Source organism: Qipengyuania sp. Mu-71 (assembly GCF_036867055.1).
GTDB lineage: Bacteria > Pseudomonadota > Alphaproteobacteria > Sphingomonadales > Sphingomonadaceae > Qipengyuania > Qipengyuania profunda.
This window is the reverse complement of the sequence record NZ_JBAJHR010000001.1, coordinates 2,298,196-2,320,602: the sequence shown is the minus strand read 5'-3', so window position 1 is coordinate 2,320,602 and position 22,407 is coordinate 2,298,196. Positions and strand designations below refer to the sequence as shown.

Sequence of the window (22,407 nt, the reverse complement as noted above, 5' to 3'; positions counted from 1 at the left end):
TGGCTACGTCATGAATATTGCGGCGAAACGGCGCAGCTATTCGCCCAGCACCATCCGGTCGTGTTCGATGCGGACCGGGTGGATGGTCGACAGGAAGCTTTGACCAAGCAGCGACACGCTGAGGCCTTCGGGCACGACAATCGCCGCGACATCGCGCGCCTCGTGCCCGCCGAGCGTGACGCGGTCGAGCGTGACGCTGACGCCATAAACAGGTCCCGAAGCCCCGCGGGCGACCTCGTGCACGTCGGCATCGGACCAGTAGAGCCCCGCTGCGCGCGCATCGGTGCCGGTCAGTGCGACCTTGGTCGCGCCGGTATCGACCAGGAATTCAACCTGCGATCCGTTGATCCGCGTTTCGGTATAAAAATGTCCGTCCGCTGCACGCGGCAGTTCGGTCGCACCCGCGGCCCAGCTGGCATAGCTGGCGCTGCTGTTCGAATGGCGGACCAGAGCGGCGGGGGCGTTGGTCTTTTCGCTCGCGAAGTCTTCTGCGCCTTCGGTCGCCGAATCGATTGCGCCGCCGGGCACGAAAGCGGCACCGACGAAGGCCAGCATGGCAATGGCAAGAAAGATGGCCTCGCGCATGGCACCAGCATGCGCGATGGGGCTTAATTTGGCGTAAAGTCCCTATTCCGCCGCTTCGGCCGGCTGCGCGGCGTGCGGATCGAAGGCAACCGCCTCGCCCGCCTCGATCTGCGAGGCCTTGGCTTCGACCAGCGCAACGATGTGGTCGAGCATGTCTTCGCTTTTCACATGGTGGTCGGTCACGCCCGAGAGGAACACCATGTGCTTGCCCGCGCCGCCACCGGTGATGCCGATGTCGGTTTCGCGCGCTTCGCCGGGGCCGTTGACCACGCAGCCGAGCACCGAGAGGCTCATCGGCGTCTTGATGTGCTCAAGCCGCTTCTCGAGCGTTTCGACCGTGCGGATGACGTCGAACCCCTGGCGCGAGCAGCTCGGGCAGGACACCACGCGGACGCCGCGGGTGCGCAGGCCCAGCGCCTTGAGCATTTCGAAGCCGACCTTCACTTCCTGTTCGGGTTCGGCGGAGAGCGAGACGCGGATCGTATCGCCAATGCCCGCCCACAGCAGGCTGCCGATGCCGATCGAGCTCTTGACGGTGCCGCCGATCAGCCCGCCCGCTTCGGTAATGCCGAGGTGCAGCGGGCAATCGACCGCTTCGGCGAGGCCGTGATAGGCGGCGACCGCGAGGAATACGTCACTCGCCTTCACCGCGACCTTGTATTCGTGGAAATCGTGGTCCTGCAGCAGCTTGATATGGTCGAGCGCGCTTTCGATCAGCGCCTCGGGGCAGGGCTCGCCGTATTTTTCCAGCAGGTCCTTTTCCAGGCTGCCGGCATTGACCCCGATGCGGATCGCGCAGCCATTGGCCTTGGCCGCGCGGACGACTTCGGCGACGCGCTCGCTGCTGCCGATATTGCCCGGATTGATCCGCAGGCAGGCGGCGCCCTTGTCCGCCGCTTCGAGCGCACGTTTGTAGTGAAAATGGATGTCGGCGACGATCGGCACATTGGCCGCCGCGGTGATCCTGTCGAAATGTGCGGTCGATTCCGCCGTGGGGCAGGACACGCGGATAATGTCCGCGCCGGCATCCTCGCAGCGACGGATCTGGTCGATCGTCGCACCGACATCCTCGGTCGGCGTATTGGTCATGGTCTGCACGGTGATCGGCGCATCGCCGCCGACGGGGACGTTGCCAACCATGATCTGGCGGGACGGGCGGCGCTCGATAGTGCGCCAGGGACGAATTGAAGACATGTGCGGCAATATAGAGCCCCCAGTGTGAAGGGGCAATGACGCTGCTAGGCCAGGGCGTCGCGATAGCGCCGACTGCCGCGCACACGCTCGCCATTTGCCAGCGTGACGGTGAAGTCCCCGCTCTGTCCGCTCTCGATCGCGCGCACGGCATCGCGGCGGATAAGGCGGCTCCGGTGGATGCGCGCGAAGGCGGGGCCCAGTTCGGCTTCCACCGCCGCCATCGTTGCGCGGTATAGGTAGGTCTCGCCCTGCGCGTGGATTTCCACGTAATTCGCGGCGGCCTCGATCCGGTCGATAACGGCAAGCGGCACGCGGATGCGGCGATTGCCATCGGATATCTCGAGGACGCGCTCGGCGCCGGCCCCGTGGCCGGCGGTGGAGGCCGGACGCAGCATGTACCAATGCAGTGCCGCGGCAATCGCAGCCAGCAGGGCATAGTCGGCAATGTCCTTGCGCAATTCATAGGGGAAACCGCGCATCCCTTCGGGGAAGTGGTAGTCCCCGCCCGCAAGCGCCCAGGCGATCTCGCGCAGGCCGACCATGAGACCCACGTGAAGCGCCGAGGCGATGGGGGCACCCACCACCAGCAGAACCGCTGCGACGGGCCAGCTGCGGCGCGGCGGCAGCATATGCGGGATCGCGCGCCACAGCAGCAGGACGACGATGCACCATGCGGCAAAGCTGGACAGTTCGAGCGTCCAGACGGTCCGCGGATCGGCGCTGCCTTCGCTATCGGTCAGCTTCGACCCGACATTGGCCCACAGCTGCAGCGCCGCATAGACCAGCAACGCCGACACCACGCCCAGCAGGACGAAATAGCGATTGCCGTTCGTCCCTCGTGGCCCGCCGCTTGTCCCCGGTCCGGTGCCATCCATCCCTGCCGCTCCCCCGTTCATGGCCTAGAGATAGCAGAGAGGGCGGCGCTTCGCCTAATCTTCGGAGCATGGACACAAACTCGCTGCCCGACCCGACATCCGGCCGCCATTTCGGCATGGACTGGCTGCGCATCGCGGCCTTCGCGCTGCTCATCCTCTACCATGTCGGCATGGCTTTCGTGCCCTGGGGCTGGCATGTGCAATGGAACGAGATCAGCGAGTTCTCCCGGCTGCCCATGCTGGCGCTGAACGGCTGGCGGCTGGCGCTGCTGTTCGTGGTGTCGGGATATGCCACCGCAGCCCTGCTTGCCCGCAGCGAACGGCTTGCCTTCCTGCGGTCGCGCAGCGCGCGCCTGCTGATCCCGACCGTCTTCGCGATCATCGTCGTCATTCCGCCGCAGGTGTGGATCGATCTGATGTACAACCATGGATATGCGCAGCCCTTCGCGGCGTTCTGGCGCACCGATTACTTCCGCTTCGGCACGCTCGAGGGCATCGTCATGCCGACGTGGCAGCACCTGTGGTTTGTCGTCTATCTGTTCGCCTATACGCTGGTCGTCCTCGCGCTTCATGCACTGCTCCCCGCCCAGGCTCGGCGCTGGATCGTCAAACTGCTGGGAAAGGTGTTCGCTTCCGCGGGCGGTCTGCTGATGATCCCGGTGCTGTGGGCCGTGCTGCGCCCCCTCTTCTTCTTCCCCGGGGTCGAGGATACGCATGCGCTGCTCGACGATTTCGCGGCGCATTACATTTTCCTCGCCGCTTTCCTGTTCGGTTTCCTGCTGCGCCATTCCGCGCCGCTGTGGTCGGCCATCCGCGCCACTTGGCAGCTTGCAGGACTGGTCGCCCTAGCGGCTACGGCGGCCATGCTCGGACAGGTCTGGTGGCTGACCGGGCAGGAATGGTCGGACGAGGCGGCGGCGATCTACGCCGTGGTGCGCGCGGTGCAATCATGGTGCACGATCCTCGCCCTGCTCGGCATCGCCGACCGCTTCTGGAACCGCGACGCGCGCTGTCGGACCATGCTCAACGAGGCGGTCTTTCCCTTCTATATCATTCACCAGACCATCATCGTCATGTTCATCTGGTATCTGCGCCCGGTGGCCATGCCCGCGATGGCGGCGTTCCTGCTGACCGTGGCGATCACCGCGATCGGATGCTGGCTGTTCTACCGTATCGGGCGCGCGGTACCCGGCCTGCGGTTGCTCATCGGGCTGCGCGGGTGGCGCATTCCCCCTTCCACCGCCCCGATGGATGCGGCATTCAGGCGGGTATGAGCCAGACAACCGAAGCCGCCGAGACCGAAACACCGCTGCTGTTCGGGCGGGTGCTCGATGGCCAGGGCGGCGCCCGGCCGATCGCCTGGGCGGAGGCGCTGGAATGGCAGCCGGCCGCGGCAGGCGAAGTGCTGTGGGTGCATATCTGCCGCAATCGCCCCGGCGTGCTGGAATGGCTCGAGGGCGGGTTGCACATTCCCGAACCGACTGCGGAACTGCTCGTCAGCGACCAGACGCGTCCGCGCGCCTTTCGCGAAGGCGAAACGCTGGTCGGCACGCTGCGGGGGATCAACTTCAATCCCGGCGCCGAACCCGAAGACATGATCTCGATGCAGTTCTGGTGCGACGGGCGGCGGCTGGTCACGCTGCGCCGCGACCCGCTGCAGATCCCGCGCGAGGTCGTGGCGCTGCTCGATCGCGGCGAGGGGCCGCCCGATGCAGGGGCAACGATCACGCTGCTCGCCGAACTGCTGATCGCGCGAATGAGCCAGTCGATCGTGGACATGAACGATGTGCTCGACGTGCTCGAACACGACGATCCCGAAGAACATGCCGAGCGCATGCTCAAACGGATCTCGACCATCCGCCGCAATTGCCTCGGGCTCAAGCGGCATATGGCGCCGCAGCACGAGGCGCTCGAACAGATCAGCCGCGATGGGCCTTTCTGGTTCGAGGAACACGACCGGCGCGAGATCGCCGAGAGCATCGCCCGCCTGCGCCGCTATCTCGACGATATCGACATCAGCAAGGAAAGCGCATTGGTGCTGCAGGACGAGATCCGGGCGCGCAGCCTCGCCTCGAGCGAGCACGCGACCTATATGCTGACCATCGTCGCGGGCATTTTCCTGCCCTTGAGCTTCCTCACCGGCCTGCTCGGGATCAATGTCGGCGGTATGCCCGGGATGCAGGACCCCGACGCCTTCTGGGCGGTGGTGGCGCTGTGCGGGCTGCTGTTCACCGCACTGATCGTCGCCTTCCGGCGGTTGCGCTGGCTCTGACTACCAGCGCACCAGCGGCGGCATGGTGACGCGCGCGCCCGCCGCGCCCGCCTCGGTCAGTAAGCGAAACGTTCGCCGACCAGGTCCTCGCTCATCGCCCACAGCTGTTCGGCGCTGTCCGGGTCGAGTGCATAGCTGCGCACGCCGCCCATCGGGCTTGCATCGTCTTGGTCGGCGACATGGCAATCCTCGCAATAGAGCCCGCCGCTACCGGCAACCGCGTCGCTCGTCGCCGCCCAGCAGGTGGTCGCGGCGCCCTGCGGAATGGTCTTGAAGCCCTGACCCGGCTGGCCCGATTCCTCGGCCGACTTGCGCATCCGCTCCATCATCCATTCGCGGTCCTGCTCGGTCATGTGGCGTCCGAGGTTCGTCATGATCCCGCCCGGATGCACCGCATAGGCATAGATGCCCTTGTCCGCGAGCCGTCGTTCCAGCCCGACCGAGAACAGGATGTTGGCGGTCTTCGACTGCCCATAGGCCTCCCATTTGTCGTAATCGCGCTGCTCGTAATTGGGATCTTCGAAATGCATGCGGTCGATATGATGACCGCGGCTCGACAAATTGACGATGCGCGGTGCCTCGCCCCGTTCGACCAGCGGCATGAGCAGATTGGTCAGCAGGAAATGACCGACATGGTTGGTGCCGAACTGCATTTCGAAACCGTCGGCGGTGCGATCGAGCGGGGAAGCCATCACCCCGGCATTGTTGATCAGCAGGTCAATCTTGTCGAAGCGATTGGCGGCATCCTTGGCTGCCGCGCGCACGCTGTCGAGCGAGGCGAGGTCGCAGACGAGCGTGTCCACCCTCGCGCCGGTTCCCTCGGCAATCTCGTCGGCGGCGGCGGACAGCTTGGTCGCATCGCGCCCAGCCAGGATGACATGCGCGCCCTTGGCCGCCATCGCCCGCGCGGTTTCCTTCCCGAGTCCCGAATATCCGCCCGTGACCAGCGCGGTCCGCCCGTTCAGATCGCGGTCTGCAAGGACCTCGTCGGCCGTGCTTTCGAACCCGAACTCGCTCATACGCTCTCTCCCTCTGCAAGGCGGCGTAGCACAGAAAAAAGGGCGCGGGATGATTAATCCCACGCCCGTAATTTGCGAGACCGAAAGGTCGGTTGGCCTAGGCCCCCGGGGGGAGCGGATCGGCCGATTTGGACGCGGCCTTGCGGCCCGGCTTGGGTGCGGAGGTGCCGCCCAGATCACTGTCCATCTGTTCGAGCTTGCGCGCTGCCCAGTCGCGGCCACCGAGGCCGAAGGCAAGCGCACCAGCCACCGCGACGCCGGCGATGAGGATCGTCAGCGCATTGGCCGGGATCATCCCGCCGATGCCGGTGAACTGCAGGCCCATGAAGACGAACAGGATAATGGTCGCCCAGCGCACGATGGTGCCGGCGGTCGACCCGCCCGCATCGCCGGCGATGAGCCGTGCGAGCAGGTTGGCGATCAGGAAGCCGAATGCGATGACCACCGCCCCGAAGATCACCCGTCCGCCCAGTTCGAGCAGCTGGTCGAGGATTGCGGTCAGCTCGGGAAAGCCGAGCAGCCGCGTCGCCGCGATCGCGAAGAACAGGATGATCGCGACCTGTGCGACCCGCGCGATGATGCTCGATGCGGTCGTGCCTTCGGTTACCAGCCCGCTTTCGGCCATGGCCCGGTCGACGCCCAGCCCCGGCAGGACTTCCTTGGCGATCTGGACCACGAACTTGCTGATGAGATAGCCGATGCCGAGCAGGACCGCCGCAGCGATGATGTTCGGAATGGCAGCGAAGATCATCCGCAGCATTTCGCTGGCCGGCGCGCTGATCGAATCGATCCCGAGTTGTTCGAGCGCGGCGATCGCCACCGGAATGGCGATCAGGACATAGATGATCGTGCCGATGGTCTTGCTGATGGCGCTGTTGCCGGTGACACCTTCGACCCCGCCGCGATTGGCCCATTTGTCGAAATCGACCGTCTGCAGCATGGTCACGACGAGGTCGCGGACGATCCGCGCCACCATCATCCCGATGAAGAAGATCAGCCCCGCCCACAGCAGGTTGGGGAGGAAGGCGACGACGTTTTCGAGCAGGCTGTCGATCGGGCCGGCTACTCCGCCGAGTTCGAGGATGTTGAGAATGATCAACAGCCCGAACAGCCAGACCAGCAGGCTGACGATCTTGCCGAGCGATTCTCCCAGCGACTGGCCGCTGCCGGTCCCGCGCTTGAAGAAGTCGACGGTATCGACGAGTTTGGCGAAAGCCCATTTGGCCCCGCGCGCGATAAGCCAGGTGATGATCAGCGCGACGACGGCGAGGAGAATCTTTTCTCCCAGTTCCATCGCCACCTGTTCGTCGAAACGATAGCGGTCGAAAATCATAACCCCGTCCCCCAAGTGGTTTCCGTAAGGGAAGGGCTATCACGCAAACCGTTATTCTCCAAAACGCATTAACGGATGAAGTGGAAAAGCGGTCATGCTACCGCTTTTACATGAGAGGATTTTCCACCCGCATCGCCCGCGCATTTGCCGCGCTTTTCGTCTTCATTGCTGCACCTGCCGCGGCTGAGGACGAGCCCGGCTGGTCGATCGCCATTCATGGCGGCGCGGGGACCATCGCGCGCGACGATATGACGCCGCAGCAGGATGCGGCCTATCGCGCTGCACTGCAAAGCGCGCTCGACGCGGGCGCGCAGGTGCTTCGCGAAGGCGGCAGCGCGATGGATGCGATCCAGGCCGCGATCGAGCCGATGGAAGACGATCCGCTGTTCAACGCCGGGCGCGGCGCGGTATTCACTTGGGACGGCGACATCGAACTCGACGCTTCGATCATGGATGGCCGTACCCGCGATGCGGGCGCCGTGGCAGGGGTCAGGGGCATCCGCCACCCGATCGCGCTTGCGCGCAAGGTGATGACCGACAGTCCACATGTCATGCTGGCCGGGGCCGGAGCGGCTCAGTTCGCGGCCGAGCAGGGTCTTGCGACCATGCCCCCCGAATGGTTCGAGACCGAACGGCGCCAGAAGGCGCTTGAGCGGATGAAGGCCGAGCGGCTCTCCGCGCTCGATGTCGATATCAAGTTCGGCACGGTCGGGGCAGTGGCGCTCGACCGGGATGGCAATATGGCGGCGGGCACATCGACCGGCGGGATGACCGGTAAACGCTGGGGCCGTATCGGCGATGCGCCGATCATCGGCGCGGGCACCTATGCCGACAACCGCGCCTGCGCGGTCTCGGCCACCGGCTGGGGCGAGTTTTTCATCCGCGTCGGCGTGGCGCATGAAATCTGCACCCGGCTACGCCATCGTTACCGTACCGAAATCGACAACGCGCAGACCAGTGTACCGCTCGATGACGAGGGTCTTCCGACCTATATCGTCCACGCCAGCGAATTCGGTCTCGACGCCGCGCAGGCGCAGGAGGAAATCGACGCGGTCATCGCCGATGTCGGCAGTCTCGGGGGTGACGGCGGGGTGATTGTGGTGACGCGCGACGGGCATCCGCTGTTCAGCATGAACACTTCGGGCATGTACCGCGGGCGCGCTACCAGCGACGGGCTGCGCGAAGTGGCGATCTACGGCGACGAGTAGGCGTTCAGCCGCGTGGGCGGGCCTGCGCATAGCTGCCGAGCAGGCGCACGCCATTGGTCTGGAAGGCGAGTTCCTCCAGCGCCGTGTCGACCCGGGCATCGCCTGGCGCGCCCTCGATGTCGGCAAAGAACATCGTCGCGGCGAAACTCGCGCCCTTCTGGTAGCTTTCGAGCTTGGTCATGTTGACGCCATTGGTCGCGAAGCAGCCCAGCGCCTTGTACAGCGCGGCGGGCGTGTTCTTCACTTCGAAGATGAAGGTCGTCATCGCCTGCGTGTCCGCCAGCGCGGCCGGATCGAGTGCCTCGTTCGCCAGCACCACGAAGCGTGTCGTATTGTCGGGCGCATCCTCGACCTCGCGCTCGACGATTTCGAGCCCGTAGAGGTCGGCGGCGAGCGCGGGGGCGATGGCGGCGATGTCGGACTTGCCGCTTTCCGCCACGAAGGCGGCCGCGCCCGCCGTATCGGCATGGGCGAGGCCGACGATGCCCCGCTCGCTGAGGAATTTATGCGACTGGCCCAGCGCCTGCGGATGGCTGTAGGCGGCCCCGAACGGGCCCGCGCCCAGCGCCATCAGGCAGTGGGTGATGCGCATGAAGTGTTCGGCCACGATCGACAGCCCGCTTTCGGGGAGCAGGAAGTGGATATCCGCCACGCGCCCGTGCTGGCTGTTCTCGATCGGGATCATCGCGCATCCCGCCGCGCCGCTTTCCACCGCTTCGAGCGCGTCCTCGAAACTGAAGCACGGCAGCGGCAGTGCCTCGGGGGCGAATTGCATCGCCGCCTGGTGCGAATTCGATCCGGGGGCCCCGCCAAAGGCGATGGCGCGCAGCGGTTCCTGCGCAGCAGCGGCGCGCATCGAATCGACAAGGGCGAGGGCAGGCTTGGCAAACTGGCGCATGGTCTGCGGGCGTTACGGCTGCGTTCCGGTCGCATCAAGCGCTATTGCGGCTTGCGCACTTGCGAAAGGCGGCGGTGCACACTAGAGCGGCGCGCAACCATCTGACCAACCGATTTTCGCCGGGTATTTTACGCAATGGACGATCGTTTCAACACCGCTGCAGGCTGGGTCCTTGCCGCCGGTATCGTGGCACTGGGCAGCTCCATCGTTTCGGGCATGTATTTCCATGCCGATAGCGCCGAGCACCCCGAAGAGCCGGGCTACTTCATCGAAGGCGCAGCCGAAGAAGGCGGTGCCGATGCGGGCCCCGACCTCGGCACGCTGCTCGCCAGCGCGGATGCCGCGGCGGGCGAGAAAGTCTTCGCCAAGTGCACCGCGTGTCACACGATCGACCAGGGCGGCGCCAACGGCATTGGCCCGAACCTTTATGGCGTGATGGGCAAGCCGATCGGCGGTCACGCCGCGGGCTTCGCCTACAGTTCGGCGCTGGCCAGCAAGGGCGGCTCCTGGACCTGGGAAGCGATGGACGAATGGCTGACCAGCCCGCGCGCCTTCGCCAATGGCACCAAGATGAGCTTCGCCGGTCTGGGCAAGGCTGAAGACCGCGCCAATGTCATGGAATTCATGTCCACCTATGGCGGTGCGCCGGCCAAGCCTGCGCCGGTCGTGGCGGAAGAGCCGGCCGAGGGCGAAGACGCGCCCGGCGCGGGTGCCGGACCGGTCGAAGGCGCGGAAGCCGGGGCCATGGAATCGGCTGGCAGCATGGGCGCGGACCAGCCGGTCCCGGCGGGCAATGCCGCGACCAACAACGATGGCGCGACCAAGGTCGACGAATAAGCCTTCCCTCGCGGGATAATCGAAAAGGCCTCGCTGCAGCGGGGCCTTTTTCGTTTCAGCCGTTGTCCTTGAAGCCTTGCGCGATGACGTACCACTCGCTTGAGTCCTTGCGACTGGCGGGCGGCTTGGCGTGCTTCACCGTGCGGAAATGCTGCTTGAGCAGCGTGAGCAGATCGTTGTCGGTCCCGCCTGCGAGCACCTTGGCAAGGAAGGTCCCGCCCGGCGCGAGGTTCTCGATCGCAAACCATGCCCCCGCCTCAACCAGCCCCATCGTCCGCAGGTGATCGGTCTGCTTGTGGCCGACGGTATTGGCCGCCATGTCGCTCATCACCAGCTCGGCCTTGCCGCCCAGCGCCTCTTCGAGCACGCGCGGGGCGTCGTCGTCCATGAAATCCATCTGGAAGATCGTGACGCCCTGGATCGGCTCGACTTCGAGCAGGTCGATCCCGACGACCAGCGCCTTGGGCTTGAGCTTGCGCACCACCTGGCTCCAGCCGCCCGGCGCAATGCCGAGGTCGACCACGCGGGTGACTCCCTTGAGCAGGTCGTATTTCTCGTTCAGCTCGGTCAGCTTATACGCCGCGCGGCTACGATAGCCGTCAGCCTTGGCCTGCTTGACATAGGGGTCGTTGAGCTGGCGCTGGAGCCAGCGCGTCGAACTCGCGGTGCGTTTCTTTGCGGTGCGCACGCGAACGTCGCGATCCTTGCCCGATCTAGACATCCTGTTCTCGCATTCTTTGTACTGTCGCGCGGCTGCGTTCGCCCTCGGCATCGGCAGCGATCAGGCTGCGCAGGATCCCTTCGCGGATGCCCCGGTCGGCCACGCCCAATTGTTCGGCGGGCCAGATGTCGAGGATCGATTCAAGGATCGCACAACCCGCGATGACCAGATTGGCGCGGTCGTCGCCGATGCACGGCAGGCACTTGCGTTCGGCGCTGCTCATCCGCGACAGGCGGGTGGAGATATCGCGCATCGATTGCGACGGCACGATCAGCCCATCGACCGCCCGCCGGTCGTATTGCGGCAGTTCGAGATGCAGGCTTGCCAGCGTCGTTACGGTGCCGCTGGTACCCAGCAGGCGGATCGGTTCGCGCGAATGCGTATGCTCGCGGATGCGCTCGGCGAATTCGGCGAAGCTGCGCCCGACGGTGCGCCGCATCTCGCAATAGCGTTCGAGCCGGGTGGTTTCGGTGTCGTCCGATCCCTCGACCGTGTCGGTCAGCGAAACCACCCCCCAGGGCACGCTCAGCCAGTCGACGATGCGCGGCACGTTCTCGCCCGGCTGGACCAGCACAAGCTCGGTCGAACCGCCGCCGATGTCGAAGATGATCGCGGGGCCGTTGCCTTCCTCGAGCAGGACATGGCAGCCGAGCACTGCCAGCCGCGCCTCTTCCTGCGCGGAAATGATGTCGAGCATGATCCCGGTTTCGCGGCGCACCCGTTCGATAAAGGCCGGACCGTTGCTGGCGCGGCGGCACGCCTCGGTGGCGACCGAGCGCGCCAGCCGGACATTGCGCCGGCGCAGCTTCTCCGCGCAGACCTGCAAGGCGGCGAGCGTGCGCTCCATCGCTTCGTCGGACAATTTGCCGCTCGCGGCCAGACCCTCGCCCAGCCGGACGACCCGGCTGAAGGCATCGATCACGGTGAAATTTTCACCCGACGGGCGGGCGATCAGCAGGCGGCAATTGTTGGTCCCGAGGTCGAGCGCGGCATAGGCCTGGCGGCGCGCGGGAGGGCTGGCTGCAGCAACATTCGGGCGGGGCGCGAAGGTGCCATCGCGGCGTGACGCATTGCGCCGGTCGCCGTGCTTGCCGTCGGGCCGGGAGGGGCGCTTGTAGCGGAAATCGGCTACCTTGCCGGACTTGCCGCCCCGTTTTGTCCCTGGCCCCCTGTTCGTGTCCGGCGGAGAATGATCCGCCATATCGAGAGCTTTCTTGTTCCTCCCGCGCAAACCAGCGTGCACGGGGACTTGGCGGCGATGCTAGCGGTGAAGCGGAGACGGGGCAAGGGCAGGCGGCGCGCGCGGGGTTGACCTCGCGCCCCGGCAAAACTAGATGCGCGGCCTCTGTTCCGGAGCGGCCCGCGATTCTCGCCCGCCCGGCCAGCTGATGCCCCGTCGTCTAATGGTAAGACTACGGACTCTGACTCCGTCAATTGAGGTTCGAATCCTCACGGGGCATCCAGTTTTCGCACATCCGTTGCCAAAGCCGTCTTCCCGCGCCAAACAGGTTGCAATGGGAGACGGACATTTGAGTGAGACCTTTCCGGAAATCCGCGAAGCGGTGCGCCGGCTGTGCGCGCGCTTCCCCGGCGAATACTGGCAGAAGCTCGACCGCGAGCGCGCCTATCCGAGCGAATTCGTTGCCGCGCTGACCGAGGCCGGCTTCCTGTCGGTACTGATTCCCGAGGAATATGGCGGCTCGGGCCTCGGGCTCGAGGCAGCCTGCGCGGTGCTCGAGGAAATCCACCGGTCGGGATCGAACGGCGGTGCCTGCCATGCGCAGATGTACACGATGGGCACCCTGCTCAAGCATGGCTCGGACCGGCAGAAGCACGAATACCTGCCCAAGATCGCCAGCGGCGAATTGCGGTTGCAGGCCTTCGGCGTGACCGAACCCGGCGCGGGTACCGATACGACGCGGATCAGCACCTTCGCGCGCCGCGATGGCGACGATTACGTGGTCAACGGCCAGAAGATCTGGATCAGCCGCGCGGAGCATTCGGACCTGATGGTGCTGCTGTGCCGCACGACCCCGCGCGAGGAATGCGCCAAGCCCTCCGACGGGATGAGCGTGCTGCTGGTCGATATGCGCGAGGCGGTGGGCAACGGGCTGACCATCCGCCCGGTGCGCACCATGCTCAACCATGCCACCACCGAACTGTTCTTCGACGATTTGCGCGTGCCCGCCAGCGCGTTGATCGGCGAGGAGGGCAAGGGCTTCCGCTACATCCTTTCGGGGATGAATGCCGAGCGCATCCTGATCGCCAGTGAATGCATCGGCGACGGGCGCTTCTTCATCGACCGCGCGGCTGCCTATGCGAAGGACCGCAGCGTGTTCGGCCGCGCCATCGGCGAGAACCAGGGCGTCCAGTTCCCCATCGCGCGCGCCTATGTCCAGCTATCCGCGGCGGCCGAAATGGTGACCAAGGCGGCGCGCATGTTCGATGTCGGCGAAACCGGCGGGACCGAAGCGAACATGTCGAAGATGCTGGCGAGCGAGGCCAGCTGGTTTGCCGCCGACATGTGCATCCAGACCCACGGCGGGTTCGGCTTTGCCGAGGAATACGACGTCGAGCGCAAGTTCCGCGAGACGCGCCTCTACCAGGTCGCGCCGATCAGCACGAACCTGATCCTGAGCCATGTCGCCACACATGTGCTGGGTCTGCCCAAGAGTTTCTAGAACACACAAGTTTCCGAGGAGAGAGTAATGTCGAACGGTCCGCTGACCGGCCTCAAGGTCGTCGAATTCCAGGGCATCGGCCCGGGCCCGCATGTCTGCATGATGCTGGCCGATATGGGCGCGGAGGTCGTGCGCATCGAACGCGCCGGCCACCAGCCGATGAACCCGGTGGTCGAACGCGCCCGGCACCGCGCGGAAGTCGATCTCAAAAGCGCCGAAGGTCAGGCCTTCGTCAAGCAGGCGCTGGCGCATGCAGACGTGCTGGTCGAAGGCTTTCGTCCGGGCGTGATGGAACGGCTGGGGCTGGGCCCGCAGGAATTGCTCGAGGCCAATCCGCGGCTGGTCTATGCGCGGATGACCGGCTGGGGGCAGGACGGCCCGCTGGCGCAGGCCGCCGGCCACGATCTCAACTATATTGCCATCACCGGCGCGCTCGACGCGATCGGCAAGCGCGGCGAACTGCCCGTGCCGCCGCAGAACCTCGTCGGCGATTTCGGCGGCGGATCGATGTATTGCGCGATGGGCGTGCTCGCGGCGCTGTTCGAACGCGAACGCAGCGGCAAGGGGCAGGTGGTCGATGCCGCGATCGTCGATGGCGTGACCAGCCTGATGAGCTTCTTCTACGGCCAGCCGCATAGCGCGCTGCGCACGGTGGATCGCGGCGCCGGCCTGCTGGGCGGGGCGGCGCATTTCTATCGCTGCTATACCTGCAAGGATGGCAAGGAGATCAGCGTCGGCGCGATCGAACCGCAATTCTACGCCGAACTGCTCCAGCGCGCCGATGCGCCCGAGCATTTGCGCGAGGCGCAGATGCACCCGGCGAATTGGGACAGCTATGCCGAGGATATGGCCGCGCTGTTCGTGACGAAGACGCAAGACGAATGGTGCGAATTGCTCGAAGGCACCGACGCCTGTTTCTCGCCCGTCGTTCCGCTCGATCACGCCAAGGACCATCCGCATATGAAGGCGCGCGGGGCTTTCGTCGAACACGGCGGACGCTGGCACACTGCCCCCGCACCGCGGTTCGACCGCACGCCCAACACGATCCGCGACAGTGCCAGCGATGGCGAAGAGGTGGTGGCGCGCTGGCGTCAGGAGAGCTAGAGGCGCGCGCAAAGGAGAGTTTCCGATGCGCGATTGCACCAAGTTCTACATCGACGGCCAATGGGTCGACCCGGTCGAGGAAAACACCGTTGCGGTGGAGAACCCCGCCACCGAGCAGACCATCGGCCACATCAGCTTCGGCACCGCGGCCGATGTCGACAAGGCCGTGGTCGCCGGGCGCAGGGCATTCGAGAGCTTCAGCCAGACCAGCAAGGAAGAACGGCTGACGCTGCTGCGCGCGATCCAGGCGGAGATCGAGACCCGCAAGGAAGAGCTGGCGACTGCGGTCAGCGACGAAATGGGCGCGCCGCTAAGCCTCGCCAACGGGCCGCATGTCGGCCTGCTTGCGGGCCATTGCCAGAAGGCCATCGAAGTGCTCGAAGGCTTCGCATTCGAACGGCTCGACGGGCCGACGCTGCATGTGTGGGAGCCGGTCGGCGTGGTCGGCATGATCACCCCGTGGAACTGGCCGCTCAACCAGATCGCTTGCAAGGTCTTTCCCGCGCTGGCGACGGGCAACACCATGGTGCTCAAGCCCAGCGAGATCGCGCCCTTCAACGCCTATATCTTCGCCGAGATCATGCATGCGGCGGGTGTTCCCGCGGGCGTGTTCAACCTGGTCAATGGCGACGGGCCGGGCGTCGGCGAAGCGATCAGCGGGCATCCCGACATCGACATGGTCAGCTTCACCGGTTCGACTCGCGCGGGCATCGCGATCGCCAAGAATGCCGCCGATACCGTCAAGCGCGTGGCGCAGGAACTGGGCGGCAAGAGCCCCAATATCGTGCTCGACGATTCCGCTTTCACCAAGTCGGTTGCCAAGGGCACGGTGGCAATGATGGGTAATTCGGGTCAGACCTGCACCGCGCCCAGCCGGATGCTGGTGCCGCATGCGCGAATGGCGGAAGCCAAGGCCGCAGCGAAGGAAGCTGCCGAGGGCGTCATTCCCGGCGACCCGAAAGGCAACGCAGCGATCGGGCCGGTCGTCAGCCGCGCGCAGTGGGACAAGATCCAGGGCCTGATCGAGAAGGGCGTCGAGGAAGGCGCGACGCTGGTTGCGGGCGGCCCCGGCAAGCCCGAGGGGCTGGAGACCGGGCACTACGTCAAGCCGACCGTCTTCGCCGATGTCACCAATGACATGACCATCGCGCGCGAAGAAATCTTCGGCCCGGTGCTGTGTATCCTCGGCTACGAGGATTACGACGACGCGATCCGCATCGCCAACGCCACCGAATACGGCCTCGCCAGCGCGATCACCGGTGAGGACATCGAACTCGCCCGCAGCCTTGCCAAGCGCATTCGCGCGGGCCGCGTGGCGATCAATGGCGGCTACGATCTCGGCGCCGCCTTCGGTGGCTACAAGAAGTCGGGCAATGGCCGCGAATGGGGCGAATGGGGCTTCCACGACTTCCTCGAGGTCAAAGCCGTCATGGGGCACGGCTGATGGTGGGGAAGTATTTCGACGAATGGCAGGTCGGCGATACGCTGACGCACGACATTCGCCGGACGGTGACCGAGACCGACAATCTGCTCTTCACCACCATGACGCACAACCCGCAGCCGCTCCATCTCGACGCGGAAGCGGCCAAGGCGAGCGAGTTCGGGCAGATCCTCGTCAACGGGACCTTCACCTTCTCGCTGATGGTGGGGCTCAGTGTCGGTGACACCACGCTAGGTACCCTTGTGGCCAATCTGGGTTACGACAAGCTGGTCATGCCCAAGCCCGTCTTCATCGGCGATACGCTGCATGCGACGAGCGAGGTAATCGGCCTGCGCGAAAGCAAGTCGCGCCCCGATGCGGGCATCGTCACCTTCCTCCACGAAGCGGTGAACCAGCGCGACGAAGTGGTGTGCCGCTGCGAACGCTCGGCGCTGCTCAACAAGCGACCCGCCTGACACCGTCCCTTTCTGCGCGCGTAACCTTTTGGCTCCCGGCGCGTTTATGGCGCAAGGGAGATGGCTCTGGTGCAACACGAACCGACCAGCATGGGCGAAGTGCTCGGTGAGCTCGACGAGCTGGCCTCGACGCATGACGAGGTCTGCGTTGCCGATGTGCTCGACGATTTCGGCGAACGCAGCTTCGGCCCGTTCATCATGCTCCCCGCGCTGCTTGAAATCACGCCCATCGGCGGCATCCCCGGCCTGCCCACCGCGCTGGCGCTGTTTATCGCGCTGATCGCGATCCAGCTGCTCGTGGGGCGCGACCATGTATGGATGCCGCGCTTCGTCCAGCAGCGCTCGGTCGGCTCGAAGAAACTGCACAAATCGGTCCGCAAGCTGCGCGGGCTCGCCAATTTTCTCGATCACCATAGCGAAGGACGGCTGGAAAGCCTGACGCAGGGCGCGGCGATCAGGCTGGTCGCGGCGGCGGTGATCCTGCTGTGCTGCACGGTTCCGCCGCTCGAGTTCCTGCCTTTCGCCAGTTCGGTTCCGATGCTCGCCATAGCGGTTCTCGGGCTGGCCCTGACCGTACGCGACGGCGCGCTGGTGCTGGGAGCGCTGCTGTTTACCGCGCTTGCCACCGCTCTGGGGCTCGCCATGTACTTCAATTCCTCGGGCGACGGCGCGGGCTTGCCGTTCCTCTAGCCAGCGCTGCCGCCGGTCCGGCCGCGCCCGCAGCGAGCATAACGGGAATTCCCTTGGCTCGGCGCAACTTGCCATTCACCTGTCGCACCCTACATAATCGGGAACGAAAGGACTCCGTGCATGAGCGACCAGAATTCCCCGCCCGAGCCTGAGGGCAACGGCCCGAACCCCTGGGTGAAGAGCCTGATGATCTGGGGCGGCATCTTCCTTGCCCTGCTGATGGTCGTTTCGGTCTTCGGCGGCGGGTCGAGCGGCGGTGGCGCGCAGATCCTCTATTCCGACTTCCGCGACAAGGTCGCCGAAGGTTCGGTTGCCAGCGTGCAGATTTCCGACACCTCGATTGTCGGCGAGATGAAGAATGGCGAGCAGTTCTCGGCCATTCCCGTCCCCAACGACACCACGCTGCCGCAGCTGCTCGAAGACAATGGCGTGCGCTATTCGGGGGTCGAGGCCGATAGCGGCAATCTCCTGCTTTACGCGCTGATCCAGATCCTGCCCTTCGTGCTGATCCTCGGCATCGCCTTCTTCGCCCTGCGCCAGGTCCAGAAGGGCGGCGGCGCGGGCGGCGCGATGGGCTTTGGCAAGTCCAAGGCCAAGATGCTCACCGAACGGCAGGGCAAGGTCACCTTCGCCGATGTCGCGGGGATCGACGAAGCCCGCGAGGAACTCGAGGAAATCGTCGAATTCCTCAAGGATCCGCAGCGCTTCTCCAAGCTCGGCGGGCAGATCCCCAAGGGCGCGTTGCTGGTCGGGTCGCCCGGTACCGGCAAGACGCTGCTGGCGCGCGCGATCGCGGGCGAGGCGGGCGTGCCCTTCTTCACCATTTCGGGTTCGGACTTCGTCGAAATGTTCGTCGGCGTCGGCGCCAGCCGCGTGCGCGACATGTTCGAACAGGCGAAGAAGAACGCGCCCTGCATCCTGTTCATCGACGAAATCGACGCAGTCGGCCGCAGCCGCGGCCACGGCCTCGGCAATTCGAACGACGAACGCGAGCAGACGCTCAACCAGCTGCTGGTCGAGATGGACGGGTTCGAAGCCAATGAAGGCATCATCATCATCGCGGCGACCAACCGCCCCGATGTGCTCGACCCCGCGCTGCTGCGTCCGGGCCGGTTCGACCGCCAGGTCGTCGTGCCCGTGCCCGACATCGAAGGGCGCGAGAAGATTCTTGCCGTCCATATGAAGAAGGTGCCGCTGGCGCCCGATGTGAACCCGCGCACCATCGCGCGCGGTACTCCTGGCTTCTCGGGTGCCGATCTCGCCAACCTCGTCAACGAGGCGGCGCTGCTCGCTGCGCGGCGCAACAAGCGCCTTGTCGCGATGCAGGAGTTCGAGGACGCCAAGGACAAGGTCATGATGGGCGCCGAGCGGCGTTCGATGGTCATGACCGAAGACGAAAAGCAGATGACGGCCTATCACGAGGCCGGTCACGCGCTGGTCAGCCTCAACGAACCGGCGTCGGACCCGATCCACAAGGCGACGATCATCCCGCGTGGCCGCGCCCTGGGCATGGTCATGCGCCTGCCCGAGCGCGATAACTACTCCTACCACCGCGACAAGATGCACGCGAACCTCGCGGTTGCCATGGGTGGCCGGGTCGCCGAGGAAATCATCTTCGGCCACGACAAGGTGTCGAGCGGCGCTTCGGGCGACATCCAGTATGCCACCGATCTGGCGCGCAACATGGTCACCAAATGGGGCATGAGCGACAAGCTCGGGCCGCTGCAATACGAGGCCAGCCAGGAAGGCTATCTCGGCATGGGCCAGACCGCGCGCACCATGTCGGGCGCGGAGACCAACAAGCTGATCGATGCCGAGATCAAGCGGCTGGTCGAAGAAGGCCTGGCGCGCGCCAAGGACGTTCTGACCAAGCAGGAGGACAAGCTCCACCTGCTTGCGCAGGCTATGCTCGAATACGAAACGCTGACCGGCGACGAGATCGACCAGCTGATGAAGGACGGCAAGATCGACCGGCCCGACGAGCCCAAGGGCCCGGTCGCGGTCAAGCCGGTCGGGGGTATCGCGGTGCCCAAAGCAGGCCGTAAGCTTGGCGGAGGGCCGGCACCGCAGAGTGCCTGATCCGCTCGATCCATTACAGGAAACGCGAAGGGCCGTCCGGGATAACCGGGCGGCCTTTTTGCTGTGTCAGTAGAGCCCGAGCAGCGCCAGGAGCGCAGTGAACAGTCCGAGGATTACCACGATTGCGCCGATAAGCACCGACAGTCGCCAAAGGGCGGAGAACCGCGACAGGCCGTAAGTACCGCGCAGGTGCTTGTAGATGTGGATCGGGGGCACGAAGACCGACACCATCGCCACTGCTCCAGTCGCAGCGCCAGCCAGTCCGGCAAGCACCACGCCCAGCGTGAGCAGCGTCATGAAGCTGAGCGAATAGGTCACGAAGATCGCGTGATCATAGGCCCTGAACCTGCGTTTCCAGGCGAACAGGACCCACACGAACGGGATCGAGAGTGGAATCAGCAACCAGCTGAACTTGTAGAAATTCGTTTGCAGTTTGTAGAGCATGAGCCCGGGGTTCATGCGCCACTTCTTGACAGCCGCCTCGACCCACGAAATCTGCTCGAGGCCCGTTTCCCACTCTTCCAGCTCGCGCAGGTTGGCTTCATCGCCAGCCACCACCTCTGGTGCGTCGGTAGCCGGGGTGTCCGCTGCAGCGGCGGTAGCGATGCCGCTGGGTGCCGCGGTTGCGGGCTGTCGATCGGTGGTGTCGGCAAGGAAGGGCAGTTCCTTGCGCGCCATCACCAGCGCATCGAGCTGGCGTTCGACATCGGCGAGCGATTCGCGCGCGCGGTCACGCCGTGTGTCGCTGATTTCTGGATCGTCGATGCGGTCGGACAGCACCTCTCGGCGCTCGAGCAGCGCGGTTTCCTTTTCGCTGGCCAGTTCGTTGAGCTGCGTGTCGGCATCGCCGGCCATATCGGTCGGCGCGCTGATCCCGGCGATCTGAAACACCGCGAACATCAGAAAGATCGAGAACAGGAACAGCGCCATCGGACTGACGAAGCGCTTGCGTTCGCCGTCGATATAGCGCCGGGTCAACTCGCCCGGCTTGGCTATTAGCAGCGGCAAAGTGCGCCAGGTCTTGCCATCGAAATGCAGCGCCCCGTGGAGCAGGTCGTGCATGAATGCGCCCAGAGTGCGGTGCAGATGCGCCTGCTGGCCGCAGGCATGGCAATGGGCGCCAATCAGTGCGGTCCCGCAGTTGAGGCAGGACCCTTCCGCAAAATGCCCGCGTTCGAGCGGCGTCGGTTTGCCCGCCCCGCCCGATACGGCCTTGGCAAACAGTCCGCCTTCGACCGCCGTTCCCAGACCTTCAACGATATCGCTCATCATCCCTCCTGTTGCTGGGCAGGATAGGGAAGTCAGGCGTCATGCTGCAATGCAAAAAGGCCGCCCACTGGGCGGCCTTTTCATCACTACACCGATGTCGCGAACGGCTCAGCCGTCGTAATCGGCGCCGATCGAGGTCGAGCGCGTCGGCGCGGAAGCGGTGATCCGCAATGCTTCGGCCGACTGGCTGAGCGAGCCGACTTCATCCATCTCGTCATCGTCGTCGGGCAGGATCTTCTGCAGATTGGTAACCGCGGCTTCGTGCAGTTCCTTGGGCTTGATCGTCTGTTCGGCGATCTCGCGCAGCGCGACGACCGGGTTCTTGTCGCGATCGCGATCGACGGTCAGCTCCGCACCGCCCGAAATCTCGCGCGCCCGCTGGGCAGCCAGCAGGACGAGATCGAAACGGTTGGGGACCTTGTCTACGCAGTCTTCGACGGTAACGCGCGCCATGGGGCACTCCGATGCAAATCAAGTGATTCCGGGAAAGCGCGCCACATAGGTTCCGCGCGCGAAATAGTCAAGGATTTGCGCGGTGCGGACAAGCGGCTAAGCCCTCCGCGATGGGAACTGCCGAAGCCGCCGACCGCAATGCGGATTATGCCGAACCGGCGCCGTTCGAGGCCGAGGCCGCGGGGCAGCGGCTGGTCTTCTATCCGGCGGGGGCGGACCGGCGCGCAGCGCTGTTCGACCTGGTCGAAAGCGCGCGCACGCGGCTCGATGTGTGCTTCTACATCTTCGCCGAGGACGGTGTCGGCGCGCAGTTTCGCGATGCGCTCGCGGCAGCGGCGCGGCGCGGGGTTCGCGTAACGCTGATCGTCGACCAGTTCGGTGCGGGTGCGAGCGATGATTTCCTGCGCCCGCTGACCGATGCCGACGGCATATGCCTGCGCTTTTCCGCCAAATGGACGCGGCGCTATCTGATTCGCAACCACCAAAAGCTGGTGATTGCGGATGGCGTGCGTGCGATGTTCGGCGGGTTCAACATCGCCGATGCCTATTTCGCACCGCCAGAACAGAACGGCTGGGCCGATCTCGGCATCGTCATCGAGGGAACGGCGGTCGAAGGCCTCAACGACTGGTATGCCCGGCTGCGCCACTGGACCGAGCGCGAGGAACAGCATGCGCGCGAAATCGCGCGGACGGTGCGCGACTGGCAATGGCAGCAGCCGGGGGTCACCTGGCTGGTCGGCGGGCCGACGCGCGGCCTGTCGAGCTGGGCGCGCTGCGTGTCGGACGATCTGCTGAACGGCGAACGGCTCGACATGTTCATGGCCTATTTCAGCCCGCCCAAGCGGTTGCTGCGCCGCATGGGCGCGATCGCGCAGAAAGGCGCGACGCGGTTGGTGATGGCGGGCAAGTCGGACAATGGCGCGACCATCGGGGCGAGCCGCTCGCTCTATTCCTACCTGCTGTCGAAACGCGCGCAGATCTGGGAGTTCGCGCCGTGCAAGCTGCACACCAAGCTGATCGTGCTCGACGATGCCGTCTATCTCGGCAGCGCGAATTTCGACATGCGCAGCCTTTATATCAACCTGGAACTGATGCTGAAGGTGGAAGATGCCGCGCTGGCCGACCGGATGCGCGACTTCGTCAGCCAGCAGATCGCCGCGTCGCAGCGCATCACCGTCCCCCTGCACAAGCAGCGCGCGACGCTGTGGAACCGCATCCGCTGGAACCTCAGCTGGCTGCTGGTTTCGGTGATCGACTACACGGTAACCCGCAGGCTCAACCTGGGCATCTGAC

At 65.3% G+C, this 22,407-nt stretch carries 21 protein-coding genes and 1 tRNA gene; 12 read left to right on the top strand and 10 right to left on the bottom strand.

Going from position 1 to position 22,407, the window contains the following annotated elements:
• Nucleotides 1–36: 36 nt before the first annotated feature.
• The 3 genes from V6B15_RS11330 to V6B15_RS11320 are packed head-to-tail and all read right to left on the bottom strand — an operon-like array spanning nucleotide 37 to nucleotide 2,654.
• Nucleotides 37–585: a retropepsin-like aspartic protease family protein gene (locus tag V6B15_RS11330; RefSeq protein ID WP_334201225.1), complete on the bottom strand. Its 549-nt coding sequence runs from the start codon at nucleotides 583–585 to the stop codon at nucleotides 37–39.
• A gap of 42 nt (nucleotides 586–627) precedes the next feature.
• On the bottom strand, nucleotides 628–1,779 hold the full coding sequence (ispG, locus tag V6B15_RS11325) for a flavodoxin-dependent (E)-4-hydroxy-3-methylbut-2-enyl-diphosphate synthase (RefSeq protein WP_334201224.1): 1,152 nt from the start codon (nucleotides 1,777–1,779) through the stop codon (nucleotides 628–630).
• 44 nt (nucleotides 1,780–1,823) lie between these two features.
• The gene (locus V6B15_RS11320) at nucleotides 1,824–2,654 is read right to left on the bottom strand and encodes a LytTR family DNA-binding domain-containing protein (protein ID WP_334201223.1); all 831 of its coding nucleotides are present in this window, start codon (nucleotides 2,652–2,654) and stop codon (nucleotides 1,824–1,826) included.
• Between the two features lie 68 nt (nucleotides 2,655–2,722).
• Between V6B15_RS11320 and V6B15_RS11315 the strand changes: the two genes are divergently transcribed.
• Both V6B15_RS11315 and V6B15_RS11310 read left to right on the top strand, forming a co-directional pair.
• On the top strand, nucleotides 2,723–3,928 hold the full coding sequence (locus tag V6B15_RS11315) for an acyltransferase family protein (protein ID WP_334201222.1): 1,206 nt from the start codon (nucleotides 2,723–2,725) through the stop codon (nucleotides 3,926–3,928).
• Entirely contained in the window at nucleotides 3,925–4,926 is a 1,002-nt protein-coding gene (locus V6B15_RS11310; protein WP_334201221.1) for a zinc transporter ZntB, read from the top strand. Before V6B15_RS11315 ends, V6B15_RS11310 begins: the two co-directional genes overlap by 4 nt.
• Before the next feature lie 56 nt (nucleotides 4,927–4,982).
• Here the strand turns inward: V6B15_RS11310 and V6B15_RS11305 are convergent, their stop codons facing one another.
• Both V6B15_RS11305 and V6B15_RS11300 read right to left on the bottom strand, forming a co-directional pair.
• Nucleotides 4,983–5,945, bottom strand: coding sequence for an SDR family NAD(P)-dependent oxidoreductase (locus V6B15_RS11305; protein ID WP_334201220.1), 963 nt, complete (start codon nucleotides 5,943–5,945; stop codon nucleotides 4,983–4,985).
• A 97-nt stretch (nucleotides 5,946–6,042) separates the two neighbouring features.
• A complete protein-coding gene (locus tag V6B15_RS11300; RefSeq protein WP_334201219.1) occupies nucleotides 6,043–7,278 on the bottom strand; it encodes a mechanosensitive ion channel in 1,236 nt (411 codons plus the stop codon).
• 110 nt (nucleotides 7,279–7,388) lie between these two features.
• On the opposite strand from V6B15_RS11300, the gene V6B15_RS11295 reads away from it, so the two are divergent.
• On the top strand, nucleotides 7,389–8,486 hold the full coding sequence (locus tag V6B15_RS11295; RefSeq protein WP_334201218.1) for an isoaspartyl peptidase/L-asparaginase family protein: 1,098 nt from the start codon (nucleotides 7,389–7,391) through the stop codon (nucleotides 8,484–8,486).
• A 4-nt stretch (nucleotides 8,487–8,490) separates the two neighbouring features.
• Here V6B15_RS11295 and V6B15_RS11290 read toward each other — a convergent pair whose 3' ends face one another.
• On the bottom strand, nucleotides 8,491–9,384 hold the full coding sequence (locus tag V6B15_RS11290; RefSeq protein WP_334201217.1) for a prephenate dehydratase: 894 nt from the start codon (nucleotides 9,382–9,384) through the stop codon (nucleotides 8,491–8,493).
• Nucleotides 9,385–9,519: 135 nt separating this feature from the next.
• Here V6B15_RS11290 and V6B15_RS11285 point away from each other — a divergent pair, with 135 nt between their 5' ends.
• The gene (locus V6B15_RS11285) at nucleotides 9,520–10,221 is read left to right on the top strand and encodes a c-type cytochrome (RefSeq protein WP_334201216.1); all 702 of its coding nucleotides are present in this window, start codon (nucleotides 9,520–9,522) and stop codon (nucleotides 10,219–10,221) included.
• A gap of 55 nt (nucleotides 10,222–10,276) precedes the next feature.
• Here V6B15_RS11285 and V6B15_RS11280 read toward each other — a convergent pair whose 3' ends face one another.
• Together V6B15_RS11280 and V6B15_RS11275 are read right to left on the bottom strand one after the other, a co-directional pair.
• The gene (locus tag V6B15_RS11280) at nucleotides 10,277–10,942 is read right to left on the bottom strand and encodes an RlmE family RNA methyltransferase (RefSeq protein WP_334201215.1); all 666 of its coding nucleotides are present in this window, start codon (nucleotides 10,940–10,942) and stop codon (nucleotides 10,277–10,279) included.
• On the bottom strand, nucleotides 10,935–12,143 hold the full coding sequence (locus tag V6B15_RS11275; RefSeq protein ID WP_253520001.1) for a Ppx/GppA phosphatase family protein: 1,209 nt from the start codon (nucleotides 12,141–12,143) through the stop codon (nucleotides 10,935–10,937). The genes V6B15_RS11280 and V6B15_RS11275 overlap by 8 nt, the downstream gene beginning before the upstream one ends.
• Before the next feature lie 188 nt (nucleotides 12,144–12,331).
• Between V6B15_RS11275 and V6B15_RS11270 the strand changes: the two genes are divergently transcribed.
• The 7 genes from V6B15_RS11270 to ftsH all read left to right on the top strand — a co-directional run bounded on the left by V6B15_RS11270 (nucleotide 12,332) and on the right by ftsH (nucleotide 19,392).
• Nucleotides 12,332–12,405, top strand: a tRNA-Gln gene (locus tag V6B15_RS11270).
• Between the two features lie 51 nt (nucleotides 12,406–12,456).
• The gene (locus V6B15_RS11265; RefSeq protein ID WP_334201214.1) at nucleotides 12,457–13,623 is read left to right on the top strand and encodes an acyl-CoA dehydrogenase family protein; all 1,167 of its coding nucleotides are present in this window, start codon (nucleotides 12,457–12,459) and stop codon (nucleotides 13,621–13,623) included.
• A 27-nt stretch (nucleotides 13,624–13,650) separates the two neighbouring features.
• Nucleotides 13,651–14,727: a CaiB/BaiF CoA transferase family protein gene (locus V6B15_RS11260; protein ID WP_334201213.1), complete on the top strand. Its 1,077-nt coding sequence runs from the start codon at nucleotides 13,651–13,653 to the stop codon at nucleotides 14,725–14,727.
• A 25-nt stretch (nucleotides 14,728–14,752) separates the two neighbouring features.
• A complete protein-coding gene (locus V6B15_RS11255; protein WP_334201212.1) occupies nucleotides 14,753–16,171 on the top strand; it encodes an aldehyde dehydrogenase family protein in 1,419 nt (472 codons plus the stop codon).
• Nucleotides 16,171–16,623 (top strand): MaoC family dehydratase, encoded by a 453-nt coding sequence (locus tag V6B15_RS11250; protein ID WP_334201211.1) that lies wholly within the window; start codon nucleotides 16,171–16,173, stop codon nucleotides 16,621–16,623. The genes V6B15_RS11255 and V6B15_RS11250 overlap by 1 nt, the downstream gene beginning before the upstream one ends.
• Nucleotides 16,624–16,683: 60 nt before the next feature.
• Nucleotides 16,684–17,313 (top strand): exopolysaccharide biosynthesis protein, encoded by a 630-nt coding sequence (locus V6B15_RS11245; protein WP_442969019.1) that lies wholly within the window; start codon nucleotides 16,684–16,686, stop codon nucleotides 17,311–17,313.
• A 120-nt stretch (nucleotides 17,314–17,433) separates the two neighbouring features.
• Nucleotides 17,434–19,392: an ATP-dependent zinc metalloprotease FtsH gene (gene ftsH, locus V6B15_RS11240; RefSeq protein WP_334201210.1), complete on the top strand. Its 1,959-nt coding sequence runs from the start codon at nucleotides 17,434–17,436 to the stop codon at nucleotides 19,390–19,392.
• Nucleotides 19,393–19,458: 66 nt separating this feature from the next.
• On the opposite strand, the gene V6B15_RS11235 is transcribed toward ftsH, so the two are convergent.
• Nucleotides 19,459–20,661 (bottom strand): DUF3667 domain-containing protein, encoded by a 1,203-nt coding sequence (locus tag V6B15_RS11235; protein ID WP_334201209.1) that lies wholly within the window; start codon nucleotides 20,659–20,661, stop codon nucleotides 19,459–19,461.
• 108 nt (nucleotides 20,662–20,769) lie between these two features.
• Nucleotides 20,770–21,114: a DNA-directed RNA polymerase subunit omega gene (gene rpoZ, locus V6B15_RS11230; protein ID WP_253519965.1), complete on the bottom strand. Its 345-nt coding sequence runs from the start codon at nucleotides 21,112–21,114 to the stop codon at nucleotides 20,770–20,772.
• A gap of 110 nt (nucleotides 21,115–21,224) precedes the next feature.
• Between rpoZ and V6B15_RS11225 the strand changes: the two genes are divergently transcribed.
• Nucleotides 21,225–22,406, top strand: coding sequence for a phospholipase D-like domain-containing protein (locus tag V6B15_RS11225; RefSeq protein ID WP_334201208.1), 1,182 nt, complete (start codon nucleotides 21,225–21,227; stop codon nucleotides 22,404–22,406).
• Nucleotide 22,407: the final 1 nt, after the last annotated feature.

What these genes read in the sequence shown, in the direction of transcription:
- V6B15_RS11320 (WP_334201223.1), bottom strand. Translation starts at nt 2,654, where the DNA reads ATGGATGGCACCGGACCGGGGACAAGCGGCGGGCCACGAGGGACGAAC.
- V6B15_RS11315 (WP_334201222.1), top strand. Translation starts at nt 2,723, where the DNA reads ATGGACACAAACTCGCTGCCCGACCCGACATCCGGCCGCCATTTCGGC.
- V6B15_RS11260 (WP_334201213.1), top strand. Translation starts at nt 13,651, where the DNA reads ATGTCGAACGGTCCGCTGACCGGCCTCAAGGTCGTCGAATTCCAGGGC.
- V6B15_RS11225 (WP_334201208.1), top strand. Translation starts at nt 21,225, where the DNA reads ATGGGAACTGCCGAAGCCGCCGACCGCAATGCGGATTATGCCGAACCG.
- V6B15_RS11255 (WP_334201212.1), top strand. Translation starts at nt 14,753, where the DNA reads ATGCGCGATTGCACCAAGTTCTACATCGACGGCCAATGGGTCGACCCG.
- V6B15_RS11265 (WP_334201214.1), top strand. Translation starts at nt 12,457, where the DNA reads ATGGGAGACGGACATTTGAGTGAGACCTTTCCGGAAATCCGCGAAGCG.
- V6B15_RS11305 (WP_334201220.1), bottom strand. Translation starts at nt 5,945, where the DNA reads ATGAGCGAGTTCGGGTTCGAAAGCACGGCCGACGAGGTCCTTGCAGAC.
- V6B15_RS11290 (WP_334201217.1), bottom strand. Translation starts at nt 9,384, where the DNA reads ATGCGCCAGTTTGCCAAGCCTGCCCTCGCCCTTGTCGATTCGATGCGC.
- V6B15_RS11300 (WP_334201219.1), bottom strand. Translation starts at nt 7,278, where the DNA reads ATGATTTTCGACCGCTATCGTTTCGACGAACAGGTGGCGATGGAACTG.
- V6B15_RS11295 (WP_334201218.1), top strand. Translation starts at nt 7,389, where the DNA reads ATGAGAGGATTTTCCACCCGCATCGCCCGCGCATTTGCCGCGCTTTTC.
- ispG (WP_334201224.1), bottom strand. Translation starts at nt 1,779, where the DNA reads ATGTCTTCAATTCGTCCCTGGCGCACTATCGAGCGCCGCCCGTCCCGC.
- V6B15_RS11275 (WP_253520001.1), bottom strand. Translation starts at nt 12,143, where the DNA reads ATGGCGGATCATTCTCCGCCGGACACGAACAGGGGGCCAGGGACAAAA.
- V6B15_RS11235 (WP_334201209.1), bottom strand. Translation starts at nt 20,661, where the DNA reads ATGAGCGATATCGTTGAAGGTCTGGGAACGGCGGTCGAAGGCGGACTG.
- V6B15_RS11285 (WP_334201216.1), top strand. Translation starts at nt 9,520, where the DNA reads ATGGACGATCGTTTCAACACCGCTGCAGGCTGGGTCCTTGCCGCCGGT.
- V6B15_RS11310 (WP_334201221.1), top strand. Translation starts at nt 3,925, where the DNA reads ATGAGCCAGACAACCGAAGCCGCCGAGACCGAAACACCGCTGCTGTTC.
- V6B15_RS11280 (WP_334201215.1), bottom strand. Translation starts at nt 10,942, where the DNA reads ATGTCTAGATCGGGCAAGGATCGCGACGTTCGCGTGCGCACCGCAAAG.
- V6B15_RS11245 (WP_442969019.1), top strand. Translation starts at nt 16,684, where the DNA reads ATGGCTCTGGTGCAACACGAACCGACCAGCATGGGCGAAGTGCTCGGT.
- ftsH (WP_334201210.1), top strand. Translation starts at nt 17,434, where the DNA reads ATGAGCGACCAGAATTCCCCGCCCGAGCCTGAGGGCAACGGCCCGAAC.
- rpoZ (WP_253519965.1), bottom strand. Translation starts at nt 21,114, where the DNA reads ATGGCGCGCGTTACCGTCGAAGACTGCGTAGACAAGGTCCCCAACCGT.
- V6B15_RS11250 (WP_334201211.1), top strand. Translation starts at nt 16,171, where the DNA reads ATGGTGGGGAAGTATTTCGACGAATGGCAGGTCGGCGATACGCTGACG.
- V6B15_RS11330 (WP_334201225.1), bottom strand. Translation starts at nt 585, where the DNA reads ATGCGCGAGGCCATCTTTCTTGCCATTGCCATGCTGGCCTTCGTCGGT.